Origin of the sequence: Acinetobacter sp. WU_MDCI_Abxd143 (assembly GCF_025514195.1) — a bacterium.
In the GTDB taxonomy this organism is placed as follows: Bacteria; Pseudomonadota; Gammaproteobacteria; order Pseudomonadales; family Moraxellaceae; genus Acinetobacter; species Acinetobacter pittii_H.
The window spans coordinates 1-21,727 of sequence record NZ_JAHPTH010000021.1 but is presented as its reverse complement, the minus strand read 5'-3'; the positions used below and the strand labels follow the sequence as shown (position 1 = coordinate 21,727).

Sequence of the window (21,727 nt, the reverse complement as noted above, 5' to 3'; positions counted from 1 at the left end):
TGTCGTCTACAAATTGTAGTGTAGTCTGGCGCTATCCAATTTAACCCACAAAGATGGATGAGACTTTGAACAAAGCCAGTAACCATGCGTAAAGACAATCGAAAGAAAGATTTAATCATTAGGCAGCATTGGATAGCTGCGTCGGAGTAGGTTTGATTTCGCCCTTGTTTGCCTTTTGATGGCGCATACCATTGCGTAGCAGGATCAAACCAAATGGCAATATTTCCGCGACTCATGAGTGCTCGGTTATATGCGGGCCAATTGGTTGTGCGGTAGATTTTAGGTGCGGGCTTATTCATTTGAAAATTATATTGCTGAAAAAGCCTTTACAGATAGGTTTGTGCAACAAAGCCCTTAGTTGAAAAAACTTTTAGATTTCATGCTCACACACCACCTAAAACAAAAAATATCTGATTGATTTTACAGGCTTTTAATTTAATGTTTTATTCTACCCACTCGCAATATCAACGTTTAGTATCACGACTCACTAACTCATTAACTAAATATGGAGCAGTACGGCTATCTTGATTTTCTGTTATTTGTTTTGGTGTTCCTGCCACAACAATATTCCCACCAGCATTTCCAGCACCTGGTCCCACATCAATCACCCAATCTGCTTGTGCAACGGCACGCATATCATGCTCAATCATAACCACGGTATTACCCGCATCGACTAATCGCTGCAATTGAACTAACAATCGATCTACATCTGATGGATGCAAACCTGTAGTTGGCTCATCAAGTATATACAGTGTATTTCCACGCTGATTGCGTTGCAGCTCGGTCGCCAATTTAATACGTTGCGCTTCTCCACCAGATAGTTCAGTCGCTGGTTGCCCTAAACGTAAATAACCAAGGCCAATTTCCTTTAATAATTGTAGTGAACGAGCAATCGAGACCTCTCCATCAAAAAAATCACGTGCTTCATTGACGGTCATTCCTAATATTTCAGCAATATTACGTCCATTCCAGCGAATTTTCAGAGTGTCATCATTATATCGAGCACCATGACATGTCGGACAAGGGGCATATACACTTGGCATAAACAATAATTCTACACTGACAAAGCCTTCACCTTCACAAGTTTCACATCGCCCTTTAGCCACATTAAACGAAAAACGTCCAGCATCATAATGAGCTTGGCGAGCTTCAGGAGTCCCAGCAAATAACTTTCTAACATGATCAAATAAACCCGTATAAGTTGCCAGATTAGAACGTGGAGTACGGCCAATTGGTTTTTGATCAACCTGTACCAGACGCTGTATAGCCTCCACATCACCAGCCAGAGAACCCTGTGTAACCTCAGTAACCAACATTCCTTCATTTAAAGGATTATTTTCATTATTGTTTTTAGTTTCAGATTCATTGCCTAAATATGAAAGTACTAACTCGGGTAAAGCTTGAGAAACGAGACTAGATTTACCTGAACCTGAAATACCTGTAACTGCTGTAAGTACACCAAGAGGTATACGAGCATCAATATTATGCAGGTTATGTCGGTAAATATTGTTAAGTTCAAGCCAACCAGAGGGTGTACGTCCATAACTTTGAGTAACTGGGATTTTATTAAATAAATAACTTGCAGTACGTGAAGCTGAAATCTCACTTAAACCCTGAGGTACTCCACTATATAAAATATTACCACCTTGCTCTCCTGCATCTGGTCCAACATCCACTAACCATTGAGCACGACGCATGAGCTCTAAATCATGCTCTACAACAAATACGGAGTTTCCAGCGTCTCTTAATTTATCGAGAGAATCATATAATGACTGACTATCTGAAGGATGTAATCCAGCAGACGGTTCATCCAGTACATAAACTACACCAAATAGCATAGAACTTAATTGTGTTGCTAAACGCAAACGTTGTAACTCTCCCGCTGAAAGAGTCGGTGTGGCTCTATCTAATGTTAGATAACCAAGACCTAACTGGCGTAATTGATTTAAACGCCCCACCACACCATTTGCTAAACGCTGGGCAGCAATTTTCTTTTCATCTGAAAGTGCTGACGTACGTCTTACATCTGGAGATACAGAATGCACTGCTCTACCTGTTGTTGCTCGTTCAGATCTATCAAGTTGGGTTACTTTATTATTAGTCTTTTCTCCAGCATCATGAGCGTCGAAATTGCCTAGAACAATGGGCTCAAGCAGGCAAGTTAACTTATCCAAAGAAAGTTGCATAAACTCACCAATATCTATTCCAGCAAAGGTAATAGATAAGGCTTCTGGTTTAAGGCGTTTACCATGACAGGAAGGGCATATTTTTCCTTCCATAAAACGTGAAACACGTTTTTTCATCGACGTACTTTGGGTATTAGCAAAAGTATGAAGGACATAGTGACGAGCACCAGTGAAAGTGCCCATATAGCTGGGTTCTAGTTTACGTTTAAGTGCAGATTGAGTCTCAGCGGGGCTTAAACCAGCATAGACAGGAACTGTTGGGGTTTCTTCAGTAAATAAAATCCAGTCTCTATCCGATTGCGGTAAATCTTTCCATGGTCGATCAACATCATACCCTAGGGTTACTAGGATATCGCGTAAGTTTTGCCCATGCCAAGCAGGTGGCCATGATGCGATAGCTCTCTCACGAATACTCAGTGTTGGGTCAGGAACCATTATCGATTCTGTAACTTCATAAATGTGACCTAAACCATGACAGGTAGGACAAGCGCCTTGAGGAGTGTTCGGTGAAAAGTCCTCGGCATATAACATTGGCTGATCGGCAGGATATGCACCAGCACGCGAATAAATCATTCGCACGAGACTTGATAAAGTTGTTACACTTCCAACAGAAGAACGGGTATTACTTGCACCACGTTGTTGTTGTAATGCTACTGCTGGTGGTAGACCATCAATAGCATCAACATCTGGTACTCCGACCTGATCTATTAAGCGTCTTGCATAAGGTGCAACAGATTCGAAATATCTTCTTTGTGCTTCAGCAAAAATAGTTCCAAAAGCAAGTGATGATTTTCCTGAACCCGATACACCTGAGAAAACAACAAGTGCATTTCTTGGGATAGAAACATCTACATCCTTAAGGTTATGCTCACGTGCACCTCGAACTTCAATACAATTATTAGATAAAGTAATGTTATTGTGTTCACCAAAAGAATGTATTTTCATGTTTCTACGAGCCTGTAAATTATTTTGTGTTAGTCCCATTTTTTATAAATGATCTTTTAATCGATCATCGAACTGAATCGTAAACCAATTCATTGCTAAACGCCAATTTTGAATTGGCATGGTCCATTTTTTAGCAGCATTTGAAGTTGCTAAATAAATGACCTTTTTCACTGAATCATCAGAAGAAAAGATCTTTCTCTTTTTAGTTGAATGGCGGATCACGCTATTCAATGATTCAATTGCATTTGTCGTATAAATCGCATGACGTATTTCAGCAGGATAGCTAAAGATCGTTCGGATATTTTCCCAATTTGCACGCCAAGATTCTCCAATTTTTGGATGCTGGTGATTTCATTGATCGCAGAAGATATCTATGGACTTTAAAGCATTTTCCTCTGTACTTGCCTGATAGATCGCCTTCAATCCTGCTGTTACAGCTTTGTAGTCCTTCCAGCTCACAAATCTCAGGCTATTGCGTACAACATGTACGATACACAGCTGGATCAGTATGAGGGTAGACAGAGGCTATCGCATCAGGAAAGCCTTTTAGTCCTGAGAAGCGCTGCTTCACAAGGCAGGCTACAAGAATATCTTGCACTCCTCGATTTTTAAGCTCTGTCATGACTGACAGCCAGAATTTGGAACCTTCTGTTTGAGCAAACCACATGCCAAGAAGTTCTTTTTGACCATCCAGGTTAATGCCTAATGCTAAATAAACTGATTTATTGATTACTGTTGAATGCTGACGAACTTTAACAACAATGCAATCTAAATAGACAACAGGATAAAGACTATCGAGTGTTCTATTTTGCCATTCTGTCACTTGTTCAATGACAGCATCCGTCACCTTACTAATAAGGGAGGCAGATACATCGACATCGTACATTTCTTTAAAAAAAGCAACAATTTCTCTATTTGTCATTCCTTTCGCATATAGCGAAAGAATTTGATCATCCATGCTAGTAATGCGTGTTTGATGCTTCTTAATAATCTGTGGTTCAAAAGAGCCGTCACGATCACGAAGGATATCTAAAGCAAGCTGCCCATCTTGTGTTAGAACTGTTTTGGAGCTAAAACCATTACGTGCATTAGATCCTTTCTTAGGTTGATGCTTTTCATAGCCTAAATGTTCAGAAAGCTCAGTATTCAGAGCGGTTTCGATCATGAACTTTTTAAATATGGCTGTCATTTGGTTTAAATATTCAGGAGTTTTTAAACCTTTAGCTAATTCAGCTGCCATACTTTTGATTGTAGCTTCATCCATGTGAAGTACCTCTTTTTATTATCCTCAGTAGGATAAATGAAAATTAAGTACTTACACAAAATTTAGAACAGTCCCACAACTCATTTTGTTGAACTATATCTGTACAACAACTCTACCTCGAATTTTTCCATCTAAAATTTCATTTGAAATATTTAAAGCATCTGTCAACTGAATTTCAGTCGTTACTGTTTCTAATTTCGTTTGATCTAATTCTGTAGCCAAACGTTCCCATGCTTCTTTTCTTAATTCGATTGGTGCCATCACGCTATCAATTCCATATAAGGTAATCCCTCTTAGAATAAATGGAGCAACTGTTGCTGGAAAATCCATTCCGCCTGCCAAACCACACGCAGCAACTGCACCACGATATTTTGTACTAGCACATGCATTGGCTAAAGTATGGCCTCCAACAGTATCAATTACGCCAGCCCAAACTTCTTTGTTTAATGGCTTTCCTGGGGAAGATAATTCAATACGATCAATAATTTCACTCGCACCTAGATAGGTTAAATATTCTGACTCTTGAGGTCGACCAGTTGAAGCTGTAATTTCATAACCAAGATGATTCAAAATAATAATGGCAATACTACCTACTCCACCATTTGCACCTGTCACTAAAATTTTTCCATCACTTGGTTTAATACCATGTTTTTGTAAAGCCATGACACACAACATTGCGGTATAACCTGCTGTACCAATAACCATCGTATCTTTAAAAGAAAAAGCAGAAGGTTTTTGTATGAGCCAATCACCAGAAACAGTGACTTGCTCGGCTAGCCCTCCAAAATACTTTTCACCCACTCCCCAACCATTCAGTAGAACTTCATCTCTTTCTTTCCATGCTGGATGTTTTGATTCAATCACAACACCCGAAAAATCGATGCCTGGGGTCAAAGGAAAACTACGCACCACTGGTGAACGCCCAGTAATGGCTAAAGCATCTTTATAATTGAGTGTTGAATATTTGACTTCGACTCTAACCTCTCCTTCTTGTAAAGGCTTTGATGCAATCTCAGTAATTTGCGATGTGTAACCTGCTTCATCTTTAGTAATTACAATACCTTTGTACATAGAACTTCCTCTCCATTTAATTAGACTGCTTGTCTAGAATTAATTAAAAAATAAATACAGACGTCTGCATTTATTTTTTAATTAACTTTTTACGTGATTTTGTTGTTTTACAGCTAAAGTAAACAAGCGATAAAATGCATCTAAGGGACTTGTTGATTTGACCAAACGTGCTCTTAGAACTGCACCTTCCCACCCAATCCAAAACTGATAAGCAGCTTCATCGCAATCAGCTAGGCTATATTGTGAATTTGACTGATGTAGGCAATCAGAAACTAATTTCTCCCATACCTTAAAGATACTTTCGATTCGGGCAATGATTTCTTGTGGCAAATACGACACTTCTTGTCCTAAGTTACCTAAAATACAACCTCGTTTAAAATCATATTTTTGCATTTTTTCACCCGCATCTTTTACAAAATTTTGCAGCTTTTCTAGTGGGGAAAGATCAGTTTGACTTAAAAACTTATTCAATCGCTTCACAAAATAAAGTTCATAAGCATCTAAGACTTCTAAAATAAAAGCCTCTTTATTTACAAAATAATGGTAGAAAGACCCTTTAGGAACTTGGACTGATTTCATGAGATCGTGCAAGCTCATAGCATTCATTCCACGTTCGGTCAGTAACTCGATACCTCGGTGGATTAAAATTTCTTTAGTGTCTGCATAGTTACAACCGTGTTTGGTTGGTCGACCACGTGGTCTTTTGGGTGAGGAAGAATAATTCATATAATAAAAATAGACTATGTGACTAGAAATAACAACAATAAGATTATTTGATTGAAAATTTTATCTAAACGTCATCTAGTTCTCTTTTTTCACAGTACTTAGTCATTCATATAAATGCTCTTAAAAATCCTATAAGTTCATGAACTAATTTTTTATAAATTTCTATTATTTTTCTTCAAAATATTGAAATTAATAAATATATTGTAAAAATAATTTATAAACTAGATTTTAGGTAAACATAAGTTAAATGCGGGGATAAATAAAAGAATTGAAAATATATCTAAGATTTATTAAGATATATCTTATTAAATCTTAGATATACCAACTTATGAATGAAACAACTGACTCTTTGCTGATAAATTCAGATAAGCCATCACGTAAAAGCCGTTTATTTGAATCTGGCCATATGAAATTGCTAGTGCTTTTTTTAATTGAACAAGCACCTAGATACGGTTACGAAATTATTAAAAGCATTGGTGAGTTGGTAGGTGGTGGATATAGCCCAAGTACAGGCACAATTTACCCAACCTTATCTTATCTTGAAGACATGCAATTTGTTTCTATTGAAAAACCTGATGGTGACCGTAAGCAGTACAAGATTACAGTGACTGGTATTAACCATTTAAATGGTCAAAGAGAGCATTTAGAACATATCCTTGGCCGCTTAGAGACGCGACGTGAAATTCAAAATAATGATCAATATCTAGATATCTATCGTGCAATGGGAAACTTAAAAACATCATTGCGACTTAAATTAAAAAATAATGCACTGACTGAAGAAACAATTCATCAAATTGCTAAGAGCATTGATCAAGCTGCTGTTGATATTAGCTGTCTTAAAAATGAGGTAGTCCGATGAAACAACATAAATATCAAATTAGTGTAAAGCATCTTGTAGATCCAAAAGGACAGCCTTCAACTTACACTGAAGATCTTGTTTTTACTGCTTATAATCACGATGATATTTTCAAAGTTTTAGAAAAATTGCAGCAGAAAAAAATTATAGATGAAGAATCAATGAAATCTTTTGCCGTAGGATTAAAGCTTATGGGAGAAGTGTTATTAGAAAATAAAGATATTCCTTTATTTAAAGATTTTTCGCCGCAATTTATTGAATTTATTAAATCAATCAAAAAACTTTAACTTACGGAGTTAGCCCATTTAAATCTATTCCTTTGAGTTAATCCGATATGAAAAATATTTAAGGTTAAATTATTTAGTTTTCTTAAAATTAACATAATGGGCGTTATACGAAATGCGTTATAATTATCTTTAGAAATCAATGCTGTAGTTTCTAGTTGATAGCCCATCTTCCCCAAGGTGGGTTTTTTTATGATTTTTCACGTTCCACGCCTATTCTTTGACCAATGTTTCACGACTTTGTTCATATTAGTTAAACAATCGTGGTTAATCATAGGGTCTAAAAAACGGCTCCCAAAGCCTCTTTTTTCCGGTTCAGGCTGTACGTGTTCAGGAATAGGAATTCGCTTATTCTCGATTACCCAGTTTAGTGTCGCAAGTTGTACATCTGCTAAACCTTGCCAATCTGCTTTTAAATATTCAATCACCTCTGTTTTGTATAAGTCATTCACCGTTTCAGCCAAAGCAATATCATATGAATCACCAGTCGTACCGACTGATGGTCGTAAATTTGCTGCCTCTAAACGATGACATTGTTGTCAAAATGCAGGGTACTGGTGGCTCCCCTTAGGGGCATAATTTGTTGAAGCCTAGGTTACTACTAAAAAATTAAAAAAATATTAAAAAATAGCAGCTTAGAGCTCCCATTATTATGTTAGCTTTCTAAGTCTCTATGTTAATTTGAAGAATACTTCATCATAATGTCCGAATACAGCTATATTTTTTTGATTTCTATAATATCACTTGATTCAATTAACGATTGGATATTACCAAATAAACTTTGAATATAATCAGAGGCTATATGGATATCTAAATCCTCCCTGCTACGCCATTCTTCTAAGAAGAAATATCTACTCGAGTCATTTTCGCTAATATAAAGCTCATATTACAAGCATCCTTCTTCTTGAAGCGTAAGCTCTATTACACTTTTTAAAAGCGCTTCTAACGTCTCTTTTTGATCTGATTTTGCCTTAAAGTTCGCAATTATTGAAATAGTCATTATTTCACCTTGAATTTGTTTTAGAAGTTTTCTAGTACAATTTTGCCTTTTGACTTGCCTGATTCAAGTAACTTATGCGCCTTCTCCAAGTTTGCAGCGTTAATTTTGCCTAGATTTTGGTTGAGGGTACTTCTAATTTTTTGCTGGTCAACTAATTGGGCAACCTGTTGCAATAGATCACCTTGCTTTTCAATATCATCGGTTTCATACATTGAACGGGTGAACATCAACTCCCAATGGATAGAAATAGATTTAGTCTTAAACGGCATAATATCAAATGTTTGTGGATCATCGATCAATCCAAGCTTGCCTTGTGGTGCAATCAGAGAAACTATTTGGTTGATATATGTTTCTGTATGATTTGTAGAGAATACGTATTTTGGTTTTGCAATGCCTAGTGTCTCGATTTGTGCATTTAAATCTTTGCTATGATCAATGACATGGTCGGCACCAAGTGATTCCACCCAAGATTTCGTTTCTTCACGCGAAGCAGTTGCTATAACCGTCAGATTTGTTTTTGCTTTTAGGAGTTGGATAGCGATTGATCCTACACCGCCTGCACCACCAATAATTAAAATACTGCCAACTTCTGTTTCTGAAATTTGAAACCGATCAAAAAGCATTTCCCATGCCGTTATTGCAGTTAATGGCAATGCTGCTGCTTCTGCATTAGATACTGTAATTGGTTTAAGACTGATAATTCGTTCATCGACTGCTTGAAACTCAGCATTACTACCATCTCGGGTTAAATCGCCAGCATACCAAACAGAATCTCCTACTTTAAACGAGGTAACTTTTGAGCCAACTTCGATAATTTCCCCAACGGCATCCCAACCTAAAATACGATTATTTGCTTCAGACGAATTTTTTCTCACTTTGGTATCAACTGGATTCACAGAGATTGCCTGAACTTTTACCAGTACATCACGCTCCTTAAGCGTAGGCTTTGCTTTTTCAATATCTACCAATGAATTTTTAAAATCATCATGGTTATTTATAACATACGATACGGCTTTCATAGATTTGTCCTTAAATTTAAAAAATATAGTAAAAATAGGAGCGAAGTGCTCCCATTTTATGTTATTCAATAATTAAAACTCTTGGCTCGTTGGGCGCAAAACAATTTCATTAATATCTACATCCGCAGGCTGTTCAATTGCATAAGCAATTGCTCGAGCGACTGAGTCAGCTGGTATGGCTTGCTTGTAGAAATCAGTAACAAACTCTGAACTTTCTTTATGAGAAGAACCGAATTTTAGTTCTGACTCAACTGCACCAGGCTCAATAGTAGTCGTTCTAATTGTTCCCCCAACTTCATGACGAAGGCCTTCTGAGATGGCTCTTACAGCAAACTTAGTACCGCTATAAACAGTACCTCCTGGACTAAATACTTTTATCCCTGCAACAGATGCGAGATTAATAAAGTGTCCAAAGTTTTGTTTTTGGAAAACAGGTAGGGTAGCTGCTATACCATAAAGAACACCTTTAATATTAATGTCGATCATACGATCCCATTCATCAACTTTTAGCTCACTTAATGGTGCAATAGACATTAATCCAGCATTGTTTACCAATACATCGATTTGACCAAATGCGCTTAATGCCTTTTCAATAAGTGCTTGTACTTCATGTGGTTTGGTTATATCCATACCAATAAATTCAGCTTGACCACCTTCAGCACGAATGTCGTGAACAATAGCCTCTAATTTTTCAGTACGTCTAGCACCAAGTACAACCTGTGCACCTTTTTTAGCAAGTAAGCGAGCAGTAGCTTCACCTAAACCACTACTTGCACCTGTGATAACAATAACTTTATTTTCTATATTATTCATACAAGTAACCTTCAACCTATCTGTCAATCATATTTGATGGGTTAAGTATTACAGCCTTGTTAGGTATAATAAATGAATAATATTATCTTTCAGAATTCCTATTTACGGAATAATTACCATAACACAGGATTGGATATGCAGAACAAATTGGAAATGATGCGTATCTTTTGTGTCGCAGCAGAGTCTCGAAATTTTAAAGAGGCAGCAACTCAGCTGGGTATTTCCCCACAGTTAGTGACACGGGCAATAAAAGAGCTAGAAGAGCAGCGCGGAGAGATTCTGTTCTACAGGAGTACTCGACAAATTAAAATTACCGCTGATGGAGAGCGTCTGGCAAAGCAAGCACGTTTTGCGGTGGGATCGATCGATGCTTTGTTTGTAAAAGACACCAAGGAAAAACGAGATGAAATGCGTGGGACTGTCCGTCTTACTGTGTCGTCTGTATTAGGGCGTAAATTGGTAGTACCTGCACTAGCAGAATTTGCCACACGTTATCCAGATATTGTCGTGGATTGTGTGCTAACAGATTCACACTCGGATGTGATCGATGAGCGGATAGATATCGGGATCAGATTTGGATTTTTGCCGGACAATCGATATGTGGCAAGGGAATTGGCTAAAGTGAACTTTTATTCTGTGGGTACGCCAGAGTTAATTGATAAGGTTGGAATGCCCAAAAAAATTATTGACTTAGATAAATACCCTCTAACAGCACTTGTCGATCATAAAACAGGGCGTTACTGGCCATGGACATTCACCGAAAGTCGAAGCTTCACGCCATCAAAGCCTCGTTTTATTACAGATGATCTAGAAGCTGAATTTCAAGCTATTCTCGCTGGAGTTGGATTCGGACACATGCCTGGATTTCTAGTTTTGCCGTGGCTTAGGAGTGGTAAGCTCATTCAGATACTTCATGAGGAAACCTCTCCCGTTTGGCGCCTGTATTTATATCGTCCACAGCGGGGCCCGACACCTTTGCGAATCCGAGCATTGTTTGATTACTTAGCGGAAGTGTTGGGCCATATAGAAAACTGAATCAGATAGAACTAACCTTTTTTCTAGAAAGTAGAAATCAGATAAGACCATCATGTATTTAGAGTAACTACAATTTTTCCTATTTGCTGATTTGATTCAAGATAGCGCTGAGCGTCATGCATGTCCTCAAAGTTAAAGCAACAGTCGATCACTGGACGAAGATATCCTGCACCTATACTGCTAAGAATAAATCGTCTGGCTTGCTCCCTTAGAACAGGGTCATGGAGAACCTCAAGGAACAAAAAACCTCGCATGGTTAAGCTCTTGCGTAATGCAACTTTAAGGGGAAATGGTGTGATCTCCGGGCTAAGTGCCCCATGCATAACCATAGTTCCTCCCACAGACATCGCTTTTGCAATCTGTTCAATATGAGGCCCTCCTACAGCATCGAAGGCGACATCAAGATGTTCTCCACCTAAACGTAAAACAAGCGCCTCATACAAATCTGGTTCATCTTCACTGGCTATAACATCTTTAACACCGAGATCCAGTAAACGTTGCTTTCTCTCTATCGTCTGTGTACTTGCAATGACCTTAGCACCCGCTGCTTCAGCTATCTGTATCGCAGCTAATCCTACGCTACTTGAAGCTGCTGTGATCAAGATCGTTTTTCCTTTCGAAACTCCACCAGCATGGATTACACCACCCCAAGCCGTCAAATACTGCATCCAGATTGAAGAAGCTTCTTCCCAACTTAAACTATCGGGTTTGTGAACTAAAAAAGTTTCTGGAATCAGAAGCTTGTCCGCATATGTCCCATATTTGGCTAGATTGTCAGTCGGAAGAATCGATACTGCATCTCCTGGAGAAAATTGGCGTACACCTTCACCTATCGCCAGAACTATGCCTGCTCCCTCATATCCCAGACGAGAAGGGAATACTGCCTTTTGAATATAAGTACCACGCCGAAACATTACATCAGCCCGGTTGAGTCCGATCGTTTTCATCTGGATTAGAACTTCTCCTGCGGCTGGTAAAGCCACAGGAAGTGTTTCTAATGTCAGAACATCTGTATCTCCAATAGAATTGAAGCGCCAAGTCTTGGCCTGAAGTGCGTTAAATGACATCAATAACTACCTTAATATTGGCAGAGCGATCTTGAACAGCATCATGAGCCTCAATCGCTTGATCTAGAGTAAAATGACGAGGATCAACAATAGGACGCAGTTTACCTTCCTCAACGAGACGAGTCGCGATCTTAAGGACATCACCATGATGAGAACGGCGATTGCCTGTTAACATCGGCAATAGGATGAATACGCCAGACAGTGTGGCACACCGTAGAGATGAACTCGCTAAATTATGATTACCAAATGCAGCACAGCTGGTAATGTGGCCATAGTGAGTTGTCATGGAAAGTGAAGCTTCTAGTACTGGACCACCCACAGTGTCGTAAACAATGTTAAAACCTTGACCCTCAGGGCTTGCAGCAATAATGTCATCGGAAGATGCTGTTGTGTAATCGAGAGGTGTTGCACCGAGTTCTGAAATCAGTGATTGATCAGCTGTACGACCAGTCGCCCAAACATTTGCATCAAGTGCTTTTGCAAGCTGAACAACCATATAACCAACGCCACCAGCACCACCCTGAACCAGTACAGTTTGCCCTGGTTGGACCTTAGCATTATCCACTAAACCTTCCCAAGCGGTGAGGAACGTCAATGGTAGTACTGCTGCCTCGCGCATAGAGATATTCCGTGGCTTTAATGCGATCAGATCAGCATCTGCTACAACATATTCTGCTAAAGATCCTTGAAGATTACGAACGCCACCAATCAGACCGTAAACTTCATCTCCGACGTTGAAGTGAGTAACACCTTCACCAATAGCAGTTACAACCCCAGCCATATCTGTTCCCAACACGGCAGGAAGCTCTGGCATAGCATATGGTGCTTCACCAAGACGAATTTTATAATCAATAGGGTTTACACCACTAGCATGAATACGTACTAGAACTTGCCCAGCCTCTGGTTGAGGTATAGGGAGTTCTACACGTGTAAATTCATGATCACCAAAATTTTCTAAGATAAGAGCATTCATCATCTTATTCATAATTGTTCCTTATTTTTAACTGGAGGATGATGTGCACAGTACCAAAGTAAATTAATCCAATAAATGATATTTATAGGATTTAATAATTCCTAAATAATGAATAATAAATATCATCCGCTCACTAAAGATATGCTAGTACAGTACCTAAACCGGACATTTCTATTTTGGGCTTACATGTTGATTTCGTATAAGGTGTATTATGTTAATTTTAGGAAATTTAAACATTTACCTTATAATTTAACTGTAGTTCATCCGCATTTTCCCCTCTAATGCCCCAGTTTTCTTTAGGGGTTTCAAATATAGTTATCTCAACATCATTTGAATCAATACCGCATAGATTGTTTATATTTTCGAATAGAGTCTTAATAAATGCTTTTTTAGTCTCTTTTGTTCGTCCATCGAACATGGAAATTTCAATAATTATATAAGATGTACTGCGGTCTGCTGGATATATAAAATTTTTGGATTCTAGTGGAATAAAACGTTGAAACCTTTTTTCTTCAGGGTATTTTAATTCTTTAACTAAAGCCTGATGGATAGCTTTACTTAAATTATCACGATGTAATTCTATAGTTTCATCTAAAGCATAAATTTTTATCTGAGACATTACTTTCTCTAAATTAAAACCCTAATTTTAGCTTAATCTCCCCTCCCATTTAAGATAATGGCTGTTATACGAAATGAAAAAACCTAGACTCTGGTCTAGGCTTAAAATTTAAAAAATATATAAAAATCAGTGTAATAAAATTATTCTTAGAGATTCGTATAACGCCCATTATGTTAATTTTAAGAAAACTAAAGATTTTTAAAGGATACTTATGGAATTTCTGATCTTTATTTTATTGATTGCTGTTTTAATTATTTTTCTTAAAATCAAGAAAAAGAAACCTAAAGTAAATGATGTGGGTCATTCGTCCACTTTTGAAATTTAGCCCTACAAATGAATATTAATTGCAAAATAAATTTGTGCTCACCTTTTCTCAGATAAAGATTCTTTACTTTTTTTCTATAAGAAACAATTAAATAGCTTACTATACTTCTAAATTTTATACCAATTAGAAAAAATTTACTGTTAATTAAAACTTAACAAAAGCCTGAGCTTGTAAAATAATCTAAATATCAGTTACTTTATGCTCAGAAAAGTATTATTATTGTATTATTAATGTTTAATATTTGTGGTTTGTATGTTCTGGATTCTTATAGCAGTTCTAGTTTTGATTGGTATACTATTAATTATTTCTATAGTGAAGGAACATCTTAAAAATCCTTTCAGATAAATGACTCCATTTTAATCCATTTAACATAATGGGCGTTATATGAAATTCAAAAAATGATACTATTTTTGTGATAATTAAATAAATTTTAGGTGAACATAAGTTAAATAGAGCTTATATCGGCCATATAATTTTAAGGTTCCCAGAATTTATCACCCTGAGTTTCATAAAATTTACTAATGAATTCTTGAAAAGTATTAGCAACAATGTACCAATCTTGTCTTTGATCTATAGGTAAGACAACAAAAATAGAGCCGTAATCATCACTATTAGGATCACATCGAACTAACAATAAGTCTGAATCTCCATAGAATTCTCCAATAATTAAGTCACTTTGAAGAGCGTCATTATTACGATTACTTTTATAAATTTTTGAAGCAAAAATTACTTCCTCAATAGAATATAATTTTAAGCCCCATTGTCCGTATTCTTGATCTTTAAATAGATCTGCACCATTAGATACTGTATAAAAATCCTCTAATACTTTTGGTAAAAGTAATTGGGGTATTTGTGGGTAAATTTTGCTTTTTAGGTTTAATGAACACTGCAAAGGAAAGGGACATTCCATACCTCTCTGAATAGCTTTCTTAGGTTCAATCTCCCATTCATTATGTATTTTTTCTATAATTTCATGAACACTATTCATTTATTAGACTCTTAAAAAATCCTTAACTTTTACTAAAATTAATTTTCAGACTTATCCCACCAACTTTGAGCTAAATCAGTATTTTTAGGAATGCCTATACCATCACGATACATAACGGAAAGACTTCGCATTGCTTTCTTATTACCTAACTTTGCAGCCTTTTCACGAAGTTCTAAAGCTTTCTTAATATTAACTTCTATTCCGCTATCTGCGCGAGTATATAGGTCAGCTAACTCAACCATTGATTCAGAATGACCATTTTCTGAAGCTTTCTGAAACCACTTAAAAGCTTTTTGGAAATGTTCTAAAGAATCGTTTTTGTCATCATCCTCTATTAATCTAGCATAGGTAACATATCCATCAGCTAACCAAAACATTGCTGCTACATTTCCATTTTCAGCTGATTTAATAGCCCAAATTTCAGCTTGATTTTCATCTGAATCAACACCATGACCATATAGATAAATCTCAGCTAATTCTAACTGGGCAGAAGTATCTCCACTTTCTGCTTTCGCTAATAAATCATTAGAAAAAACAGGTTCTGCAAATGTTTCCATTGAAAGGCAAACTCCTAAAGCCATAAAAATATTTACTAATTTATTCAATTCTTAACCTTTAAATTAAACTCTTAGGCTTGTATGTTTTTACATCATACCTAAAAGAAAACTCTAAAATTAGAGTATATTTTTAGTCCTATTTAACATAGAAACTCTTATGCGAATCTAGAAGGATTAAGCTATTTCGTAATATTTTATCCAATAAGCATTGTCAAAAATATCAATGTAATAGCTTGGCCTCTTACAATGTGAAAAATATTCACAGCATAAATCTCTAATAATTTCAATTTCCTCTAGGCTATCAGCAGCATTGACTAAAAATATAAACTTGTCTAAGTTAACAAGTAATTTAGTACTATTTTTCAAAGGTTTATTATTAGACATTGAACCCTATGTGTTTTCCTGTTGGAAGCTCTACATCAGTACGAAGTTTTCCACCCATTGCTTCAACATACTTTTTCATCGTTGAAATTTTAAGATCATGACCACGATTTTCGATTGCTGATAATGACGGCTGTTTAATTCCAAGGGTTGCAGCTAGTTCTTTCTGGGAAATTTCTAACTCTTCTCGGATAAGGTGAAGCTGACTTTCTAAAAGTAATTCATCAGCCATTTTTTGAATACGAGCTTGACTCTCTGGAGAGCGACTAGCCAATAATTCTTGTAAGCTCTTAGCCATTAGATTGATCTCCTAAAGTTGAGAGATGAAGTGCGTATTGCTCATCTGCAATTGCTAGCATCTCTGTATAAAAACGCTTTTTATTACTCTTATCACCAATACACAGCACAATCGCTTGTCTTAGGGGATCGAATGCAAAAAATGCCCTTAACGGTTTACCACGATGCTGAACACGTAGTTCCTTCATATTGGTAAATTTAGAATCGTAGACGGTATCTACTAAAGGACGACCTAAACTAGGCCCTTGCTGTTGTAGAACAACCAATGCAGCTAAGACTTTCTCTTGTGTTGCTTCATCTTGCTATTCAAGCCATTCATTAAACAGATCCGTTGTAATGACTGTCCACATATTACAATCACAATATAGATTACAGTCTATATATTAAATCTGATTGAATGACTTTGCAAATGGCAATAAAAAACCCCGACATCCTGTCGGGGTTTTTCGTATTTGCGTTCTAGGGTCAACTCCTGTCATCCCTCGCGTCCTGTCGCTGATCTTATTGTTGTTATATGGAACATCCTGTTCTCGATGGGTTCATCATAAGAAATCTGAAAGAATCTAGCTATTGGTGAATTTCCTGAATGGCTGTACGCCAGAATGTACACGAAAATGGTGTAAAAATTATCCCAAAGTTTATCCGCAGAAATTGGGGATTATTTCGGAAATGTGACGCTTGAGAAATCAGGAAAAATTGAAATATTGAGCATTTTTCAACCGATTTTATTGGCTAAAAGTGACAAAAATGCTTAAAAAGCAGTCGACTTGTTTCTAAGTTGGCTTTTGAGTGTTTTTTTGGGTTATGTGAAATTCACAAATTATTGATTTAATTTAAATAATTAAGAATAGTTTCGTATAACGCGTATTATGTTAATTTTAGAAAATATTAATAATTAGAAAAGAAAAATGCAGATCTCAAGATCTGCGTTTTTTTCAAGAAAGTATTTAAAGCCTTCTAGAGAATTTTTCTCTATCAGAGATATTAACCTTTGATAGTTTTAATGATTTTGTGATTCACTGTATTGATCAGCACATAATCATTATTTACTTTCACCCATTGCTGGTTCTTAGCTGGTTTAGTCAGGTTGCTATACTTTTTATGGTCTACTGAGTGACCTTTGCGGTATTGAGAAGGAATAACTTGTCCAGCCTTCCAATCACGTGAAGGTTTTACAGTATGCTTCTGAGTTTGAGCTTTTTGAACTAAAGGCTGTTTCTTATGTTGGTCAACTTGTTTTTTATGCTGATTAACGTGTTTAGGCTGATTATGATTTTCTTGTGGAGCGGCAAAAACAGAAGCTCCCATAACAGAAGCTGATACTGATAAAACAATTGCTTTAATTAATGTATTCATACCACACCTAATCATTTTGTCTTTTAATTGATAATTTCATTAAACATGAGAAACCAAGTTTAAATAATTATTTAATGTAATTCTTCTGTTAAAATTAAGAAGGAAATAAGGATTAATTTAGAATATAAAACAAACACTTAGAATGCAAAATAACCATTTATTTGGTCTTTAAATAGGCTGTGATTTCACTCAAATATAATAAAAACATATAGTTGAATCATCATGTTTTAATGAGGAAAATAATTTACTTAAATCTCACATTATTATCCATCTAATCTCCATAAAGCAGTCCTAATATCCTCTTATCAAATAAGTTCTCAGGTTTAGAGTTTAGAAATGAAAAAGATTATCTCTGGTTTACTCGTTGGTTTAATGGCAACCTCATTCACAATGACTACGATGGCTGCTCCAGTACAGGATCATAAACAGCCACCAGCTCAGCACCATATTGATAAAAAACCACAGCCACCAAAACATGATATGAAAAGAGATTCCGATCATAAAGCCCCTTCAAAACATGACATGAAGAAGCATCATCCAGAGCATAAATTGCCACCTAAACACTAATTACGAATAAAGGAAAAGGCCAATAAGTGTAAAAACTTATTGGTCTTTTTTTATGCCTTCCTACTGATAAGACAGAATAAATTCACTACTTCTTTCATTTAACATAATGGCTGTTGTACAAATTTCCAAAAAAAGCGAGGATTTTCTCCTCGCTCTTTTACTCAACAAATTAGAAGTTATATTTTAATTGAGCATTTACACCATTAAAGCCATCAAACGCATTAACGTGTGTGTAAGCTACTTCTGCAGCCAAGTTTGGAGTGAAGTTATAGCCAGCCCCAGCCTGAATGATTAAACCGGAATCATCTTCGCTAGCTGAAACTGTATAACCTTGATAAGTAGCATCTACATCGAGGTCAACACGTGCATAACCTGCCATACCTTTAGCATAGAAGTTATTTGCTAAAGGATATTTAGCTGTTAAGCCAATACCATAGTATTGAACATCGGCATCAGTTCTTACACCAAGTTCTTCTAAATCGCCATCGAACTCGATGTCATTCACAGATTTATTCCAGAATACTTCAGCACCAACATATTCATTAAATTGCAAACCACCAGTCAGACCTAGAAAATGTACATCAACATTATCGTTATTTAAAAATGTATAGCCAGCGCCTACATATGGCTGAATTGTTGTACTACCAGCATTTGCTGTAGTTGCTGCAACAGTCCCAAGAAGTGATACCAAAAGCAGTTTTTTCATTGTATATCTCATGAATAAATATTGAAATTATATAAAAACCCATAAATCATTGATTTAAAGGATTTGCATATATTGGAAATATAAATAAAGTTTTGCAATAAAGTTATACTAATTAGTGAGATAGTTTTTGATTTATTGGTTAATAAATAATCTTTTTTATTTCTTCTAGAAATTTTCTATTTAACATAGCGGGCGTTATACGAAATGAACAAATTGAAACATATAAAAATCAAAAACTTATGCTATAAATAATTTGCTCGACGATGTCGAAAAGCCGACTTGGGAACAAGTCGGCTTTTTTATGAGCAGTTTTGATATATTTTGCCAATAAAATTGGTTAAAAAACGATCAAATCGTAATTTCCTTCCGATTCCTTAAGGCTTCCATTTCTGAATTTATCCCCATTTCTTGCGGATAAGCTTTGGGATAATTTTTGATGATTTTTTGTACGCTTTGGCTTACAGCATTTTACGAAATTGTTTGTATCCAAGCACCAGTGAAGTCCCTATGATCGATCTATATGAACAGGATGTTCAATGACTTAAAACAAGAATAATCAGTCAGACACCATGACCATTAGGTAGTCAGCCCTACCTATGCGCTCCACACCGAAAAATCCCGACATGACGTCGGGATTTTTTATTGTCATTTGAATAATAATTCAATTAAGCATAAAATATAGATTGTAATCTATATTATTGTTGTAATATGTGGACAGTCATTACAACGGATCTGTTTAATGAATGGCTTGCACAGCAAGATCAATCTACACAAGAGAAAGTACTCGCAGCGTTGGTCGTTCTACAGCAACAGGGACCAAGTTTAGGTCGTCCTTTAGTAGATACCGTCTATGACTCCAAATTTACCAATATGAAAGAGCTACGTGTTCAGCATCGAGGTAAACCACTGAGAGCCTTTTTCGCGTTTGATCCTTTACGACAAGCTATTGTGCTGTGTATCGGTGATAAAGGCGGTAAAAAGCGTTTTTATAAAGAGATGTTAGATATTGCCGATCAGCAATACGAAATTCATCTTTCAACTTTAGGAGATCAATCTAATGGCTAAGACCCTACAAGAATTATTGGCTAATCGCTCTCCAGAGAGTCAAGCTCGTATTCAACAAATGGCGGATGAATTATTGTTGGAAACTCAGCTTCACCTTATTCGTGAAGAGTTAGAGATTTCTCAAAAAGAACTGGCTGCAACCCTTGGAATCAAACAGCCTTCATTGTCAGCAATCGAAAATCGTGGTCATGATCTTAAAATTTCAACGATGAAAAAGTATGTCGAAGCAATGGGCGGAAAACTTCGTATTGATGTAGAGCTTCCAACAGGAAAACACATAGGATTCAATGTCTAATAATAAACCTTTGAAAAATAGTAGTAAATTACTTGTTAACTTAGACAAGTTTATATTTTTAGTCAATGCTGCTGATAGCCTAGAGGAAATTGAAATTATTAGAGATTTATGCTGTGACTATTTTTCACATTGTAAGAAGTCAAGCTATTACACTGATATTTTCGACAATGCTTATTGGATAAAATATTACGAAATAACTTAATCTTTCCAGATTCGCATAAGAGATTTTATGCTAAATAGATATGAGAAAGGCCATAAATTGTGACTTTCTCATATACGAAGAGAGAGCTGAGAACTTTCGTTTTATTGATTTATTCAAAATGAAGCTGATATTGATGTGTGGTGATTTTAATTTTTAGTTGCTTATATTTTCTTTTCGTAGCGCTCAGAGCTGAATTAGACACTTCTGTATAAAATATAGGATCATTCATCAAATCAGAAAATAATTTATATCCAATCAATAATTTACTGTATTTATTCCCATCTTTGAGATTCGTTTCAATTAATTGATCTAAATCTTTTACAGAAAAACTATACATATTAGCCTCGATAGAGTGTTTCTGAACGGGCACCATACAGGGTTGGCGATAGGAACTAAAGTTAAATTAGGTATTGATATATGGAATATTATTGTAAAAATAATAGATTAAATTTATATCGAGGCTAAACTTTACTCCTTTAATAGTAAAAATCTTATTCAGGATCCAAGATATATCCTTCTAAAAGACTTTAGTCCTTCTCTTTTTCAAGTCAAATTTACCCGTAATTCTGGCTAGAATACTCTCTCAAAATTGCATATACCCTATATTTATCTTGATATAAGGTCTTTTCTATAATTTTTTGGATATCTTCACTAGTCCATTTTTGCTGCTTAGCTTTAAAAATGAACTGTGATTGCAGAACAAATGAGTGTTCACCTTTTCTTAAATAAAGATTCTTGACTTTTTTTTGCATAAGAAACAATTCAATAACCTATACTCTTAAACTTTATACTAGTTGGGAAAAATTTACTTTTAATTATAACTTAATAAAACACTTAACTTGTAAAGAAAACTAAATTTCAGTTACTTAATAGACAAAAAAATATTATTATTTTTGTATCAGTAATGTTTAATATTCTTTGGATTGTATGTTGTGGGTTCTTATAGTATTTCTAGGTTTAATTAGTACACTATTAATTATTTCCATATTAAAAGAGTATTTTAAGAATCCTTTCAAATAGAAGAATAAATTCTAGTTTGTTAAGGCTTTGTTGCACAAAGATTTAAAAGTTAAGACTTCTCATATCTACTCAAATTTAAGTGACAACTCGGGTATGTGGTCTGCCTAAGT

The 21,727-nt window shown here is 35.9% G+C and carries 23 protein-coding genes and 5 pseudogenes; 7 read left to right on the top strand and 21 right to left on the bottom strand.

The genetic code is table 11. From position 1 onward, the window contains the following. The 5 genes and pseudogenes from KTI79_RS18555 to KTI79_RS18535 form a co-directional block, all read right to left on the bottom strand. Positions 1–299: transposase (locus KTI79_RS18555; RefSeq protein WP_262468810.1), on the bottom strand; the 299-nt coding region annotated here is incomplete at its 3' end. 165 nt (positions 300–464) lie between these two features. Beyond that, entirely contained in the window at positions 465–3,131 is a 2,667-nt protein-coding gene (locus KTI79_RS18550) for an excinuclease ABC subunit UvrA (protein WP_068555423.1), read from the bottom strand. Between the two features lie 42 nt (positions 3,132–3,173). After that, positions 3,174–4,395 (bottom strand): annotated as a pseudogene (locus tag KTI79_RS18545) (IS256 family transposase). Positions 4,396–4,488: 93 nt separating this feature from the next. Continuing rightward, the gene (locus KTI79_RS18540; RefSeq protein WP_068555420.1) at positions 4,489–5,466 is read right to left on the bottom strand and encodes an MDR family oxidoreductase; all 978 of its coding nucleotides are present in this window, start codon (positions 5,464–5,466) and stop codon (positions 4,489–4,491) included. Positions 5,467–5,547: 81 nt separating this feature from the next. After that, complete coding sequence (locus KTI79_RS18535; protein WP_032056523.1) at positions 5,548–6,192, bottom strand: TetR/AcrR family transcriptional regulator; 645 nt, start codon at positions 6,190–6,192, stop codon at positions 5,548–5,550. A 328-nt stretch (positions 6,193–6,520) separates the two neighbouring features. Between KTI79_RS18535 and KTI79_RS18530 the strand changes: the two genes are divergently transcribed. Together KTI79_RS18530 and KTI79_RS18525 are read left to right on the top strand one after the other, a co-directional pair. Next, positions 6,521–7,051: a PadR family transcriptional regulator gene (locus tag KTI79_RS18530; protein ID WP_032056525.1), complete on the top strand. Its 531-nt coding sequence runs from the start codon at positions 6,521–6,523 to the stop codon at positions 7,049–7,051. Continuing rightward, positions 7,048–7,335, top strand: a complete 288-nt coding sequence (locus tag KTI79_RS18525) for a DUF3861 domain-containing protein (protein WP_005015460.1) — start codon at positions 7,048–7,050, stop codon at positions 7,333–7,335. Before KTI79_RS18530 ends, KTI79_RS18525 begins: the two co-directional genes overlap by 4 nt. 272 nt (positions 7,336–7,607) lie before the next feature. On the opposite strand, the pseudogene KTI79_RS18520 reads toward KTI79_RS18525, so the two are convergent. The 5 genes and pseudogenes from KTI79_RS18520 to KTI79_RS18500 all read right to left on the bottom strand — a co-directional run. Continuing rightward, positions 7,608–7,694 (bottom strand): annotated as a pseudogene (locus KTI79_RS18520) (DNA-binding protein); the annotation flags it as partial. Beyond that, positions 7,692–7,862: pseudogene (locus KTI79_RS18515) on the bottom strand (IS3 family transposase); the annotation flags it as partial. The pseudogenes KTI79_RS18515 and KTI79_RS18520, both read right to left, overlap by 3 nt. A 185-nt stretch (positions 7,863–8,047) precedes the next feature. Next, positions 8,048–8,332: pseudogene (locus tag KTI79_RS18510) on the bottom strand (putative quinol monooxygenase). A gap of 20 nt (positions 8,333–8,352) precedes the next feature. After that, on the bottom strand, positions 8,353–9,351 hold the full coding sequence (locus KTI79_RS18505; RefSeq protein WP_000649019.1) for a zinc-binding alcohol dehydrogenase family protein: 999 nt from the start codon (positions 9,349–9,351) through the stop codon (positions 8,353–8,355). Positions 9,352–9,423: 72 nt separating this feature from the next. Continuing rightward, positions 9,424–10,164, bottom strand: coding sequence for an SDR family oxidoreductase (locus KTI79_RS18500; RefSeq protein WP_068555727.1), 741 nt, complete (start codon positions 10,162–10,164; stop codon positions 9,424–9,426). Positions 10,165–10,299: 135 nt separating this feature from the next. Between KTI79_RS18500 and KTI79_RS18495 the strand changes: the two genes are divergently transcribed. Beyond that, positions 10,300–11,199 (top strand): LysR family transcriptional regulator, encoded by a 900-nt coding sequence (locus KTI79_RS18495; RefSeq protein WP_068555731.1) that lies wholly within the window; start codon positions 10,300–10,302, stop codon positions 11,197–11,199. 50 nt (positions 11,200–11,249) lie between these two features. On the opposite strand, the gene KTI79_RS18490 is transcribed toward KTI79_RS18495, so the two are convergent. The 9 genes and pseudogenes from KTI79_RS18490 to KTI79_RS18450 form a co-directional block, all read right to left on the bottom strand. After that, complete coding sequence (locus KTI79_RS18490) at positions 11,250–12,266, bottom strand: zinc-dependent alcohol dehydrogenase family protein (protein ID WP_086375731.1); 1,017 nt, start codon at positions 12,264–12,266, stop codon at positions 11,250–11,252. Beyond that, entirely contained in the window at positions 12,256–13,251 is a 996-nt protein-coding gene (locus KTI79_RS18485; RefSeq protein WP_068555730.1) for a zinc-dependent alcohol dehydrogenase family protein, read from the bottom strand. The genes KTI79_RS18490 and KTI79_RS18485 overlap by 11 nt, the downstream gene beginning before the upstream one ends. A gap of 217 nt (positions 13,252–13,468) precedes the next feature. After that, entirely contained in the window at positions 13,469–13,858 is a 390-nt protein-coding gene (locus KTI79_RS18480) for a tautomerase family protein (RefSeq protein ID WP_032040164.1), read from the bottom strand. An 800-nt stretch (positions 13,859–14,658) separates the two neighbouring features. Continuing rightward, positions 14,659–15,171, bottom strand: coding sequence for an SMI1/KNR4 family protein (locus KTI79_RS18475; protein ID WP_032056529.1), 513 nt, complete (start codon positions 15,169–15,171; stop codon positions 14,659–14,661). Between the two features lie 38 nt (positions 15,172–15,209). Beyond that, on the bottom strand, positions 15,210–15,728 hold the full coding sequence (locus KTI79_RS18470) for a tetratricopeptide repeat protein (RefSeq protein ID WP_000447196.1): 519 nt from the start codon (positions 15,726–15,728) through the stop codon (positions 15,210–15,212). A 174-nt stretch (positions 15,729–15,902) separates the two neighbouring features. Beyond that, on the bottom strand, positions 15,903–16,112 hold the full coding sequence (locus KTI79_RS18465) for a hypothetical protein (protein ID WP_000069474.1): 210 nt from the start codon (positions 16,110–16,112) through the stop codon (positions 15,903–15,905). Beyond that, positions 16,105–16,407, bottom strand: a complete 303-nt coding sequence (locus tag KTI79_RS18460) for a helix-turn-helix domain-containing protein (RefSeq protein ID WP_032056531.1) — start codon at positions 16,405–16,407, stop codon at positions 16,105–16,107. Before KTI79_RS18460 ends, KTI79_RS18465 begins: the two co-directional genes overlap by 8 nt. Beyond that, positions 16,400–16,756, bottom strand: a pseudogene (locus KTI79_RS18455) (type II toxin-antitoxin system RelE/ParE family toxin). The gene KTI79_RS18460 and the pseudogene KTI79_RS18455 overlap by 8 nt, the downstream one beginning before the upstream one ends. 634 nt (positions 16,757–17,390) lie before the next feature. Then, positions 17,391–17,762 carry an RcnB family protein gene (locus tag KTI79_RS18450; RefSeq protein ID WP_032056533.1) on the bottom strand — a complete coding sequence of 124 codons (372 nt, stop codon included), beginning with the start codon at positions 17,760–17,762 and terminating at the stop codon, positions 17,391–17,393. Between the two features lie 336 nt (positions 17,763–18,098). Here KTI79_RS18450 and KTI79_RS18445 point away from each other — a divergent pair, with 336 nt between their 5' ends. Continuing rightward, positions 18,099–18,329 carry a hypothetical protein gene (locus KTI79_RS18445; protein ID WP_032056535.1) on the top strand — a complete coding sequence of 77 codons (231 nt, stop codon included), beginning with the start codon at positions 18,099–18,101 and terminating at the stop codon, positions 18,327–18,329. 169 nt (positions 18,330–18,498) lie between these two features. On the opposite strand, the gene KTI79_RS18440 is transcribed toward KTI79_RS18445, so the two are convergent. Next, positions 18,499–19,035 carry a porin family protein gene (locus KTI79_RS18440; RefSeq protein WP_032056537.1) on the bottom strand — a complete coding sequence of 179 codons (537 nt, stop codon included), beginning with the start codon at positions 19,033–19,035 and terminating at the stop codon, positions 18,499–18,501. A gap of 708 nt (positions 19,036–19,743) precedes the next feature. Between KTI79_RS18440 and KTI79_RS18435 the strand changes: the two genes are divergently transcribed. Genes KTI79_RS18435 through KTI79_RS18425 form a run of 3 tightly spaced genes read left to right on the top strand, consistent with a single transcriptional unit; the run spans position 19,744 to position 20,597 of the window. Then, positions 19,744–20,100 carry a type II toxin-antitoxin system RelE/ParE family toxin gene (locus KTI79_RS18435; protein ID WP_000269903.1) on the top strand — a complete coding sequence of 119 codons (357 nt, stop codon included), beginning with the start codon at positions 19,744–19,746 and terminating at the stop codon, positions 20,098–20,100. Continuing rightward, a complete protein-coding gene (locus KTI79_RS18430) occupies positions 20,093–20,395 on the top strand; it encodes a helix-turn-helix domain-containing protein (RefSeq protein ID WP_001140619.1) in 303 nt (100 codons plus the stop codon). The genes KTI79_RS18435 and KTI79_RS18430 overlap by 8 nt, the downstream gene beginning before the upstream one ends. Then, positions 20,388–20,597 (top strand): hypothetical protein, encoded by a 210-nt coding sequence (locus KTI79_RS18425; RefSeq protein WP_000069471.1) that lies wholly within the window; start codon positions 20,388–20,390, stop codon positions 20,595–20,597. Before KTI79_RS18430 ends, KTI79_RS18425 begins: the two co-directional genes overlap by 8 nt. A 109-nt stretch (positions 20,598–20,706) precedes the next feature. Here KTI79_RS18425 and KTI79_RS18420 read toward each other — a convergent pair whose 3' ends face one another. Beyond that, positions 20,707–20,934: a hypothetical protein gene (locus KTI79_RS18420; protein ID WP_005071544.1), complete on the bottom strand. Its 228-nt coding sequence runs from the start codon at positions 20,932–20,934 to the stop codon at positions 20,707–20,709. Positions 20,935–21,727: the final 793 nt, after the last annotated feature.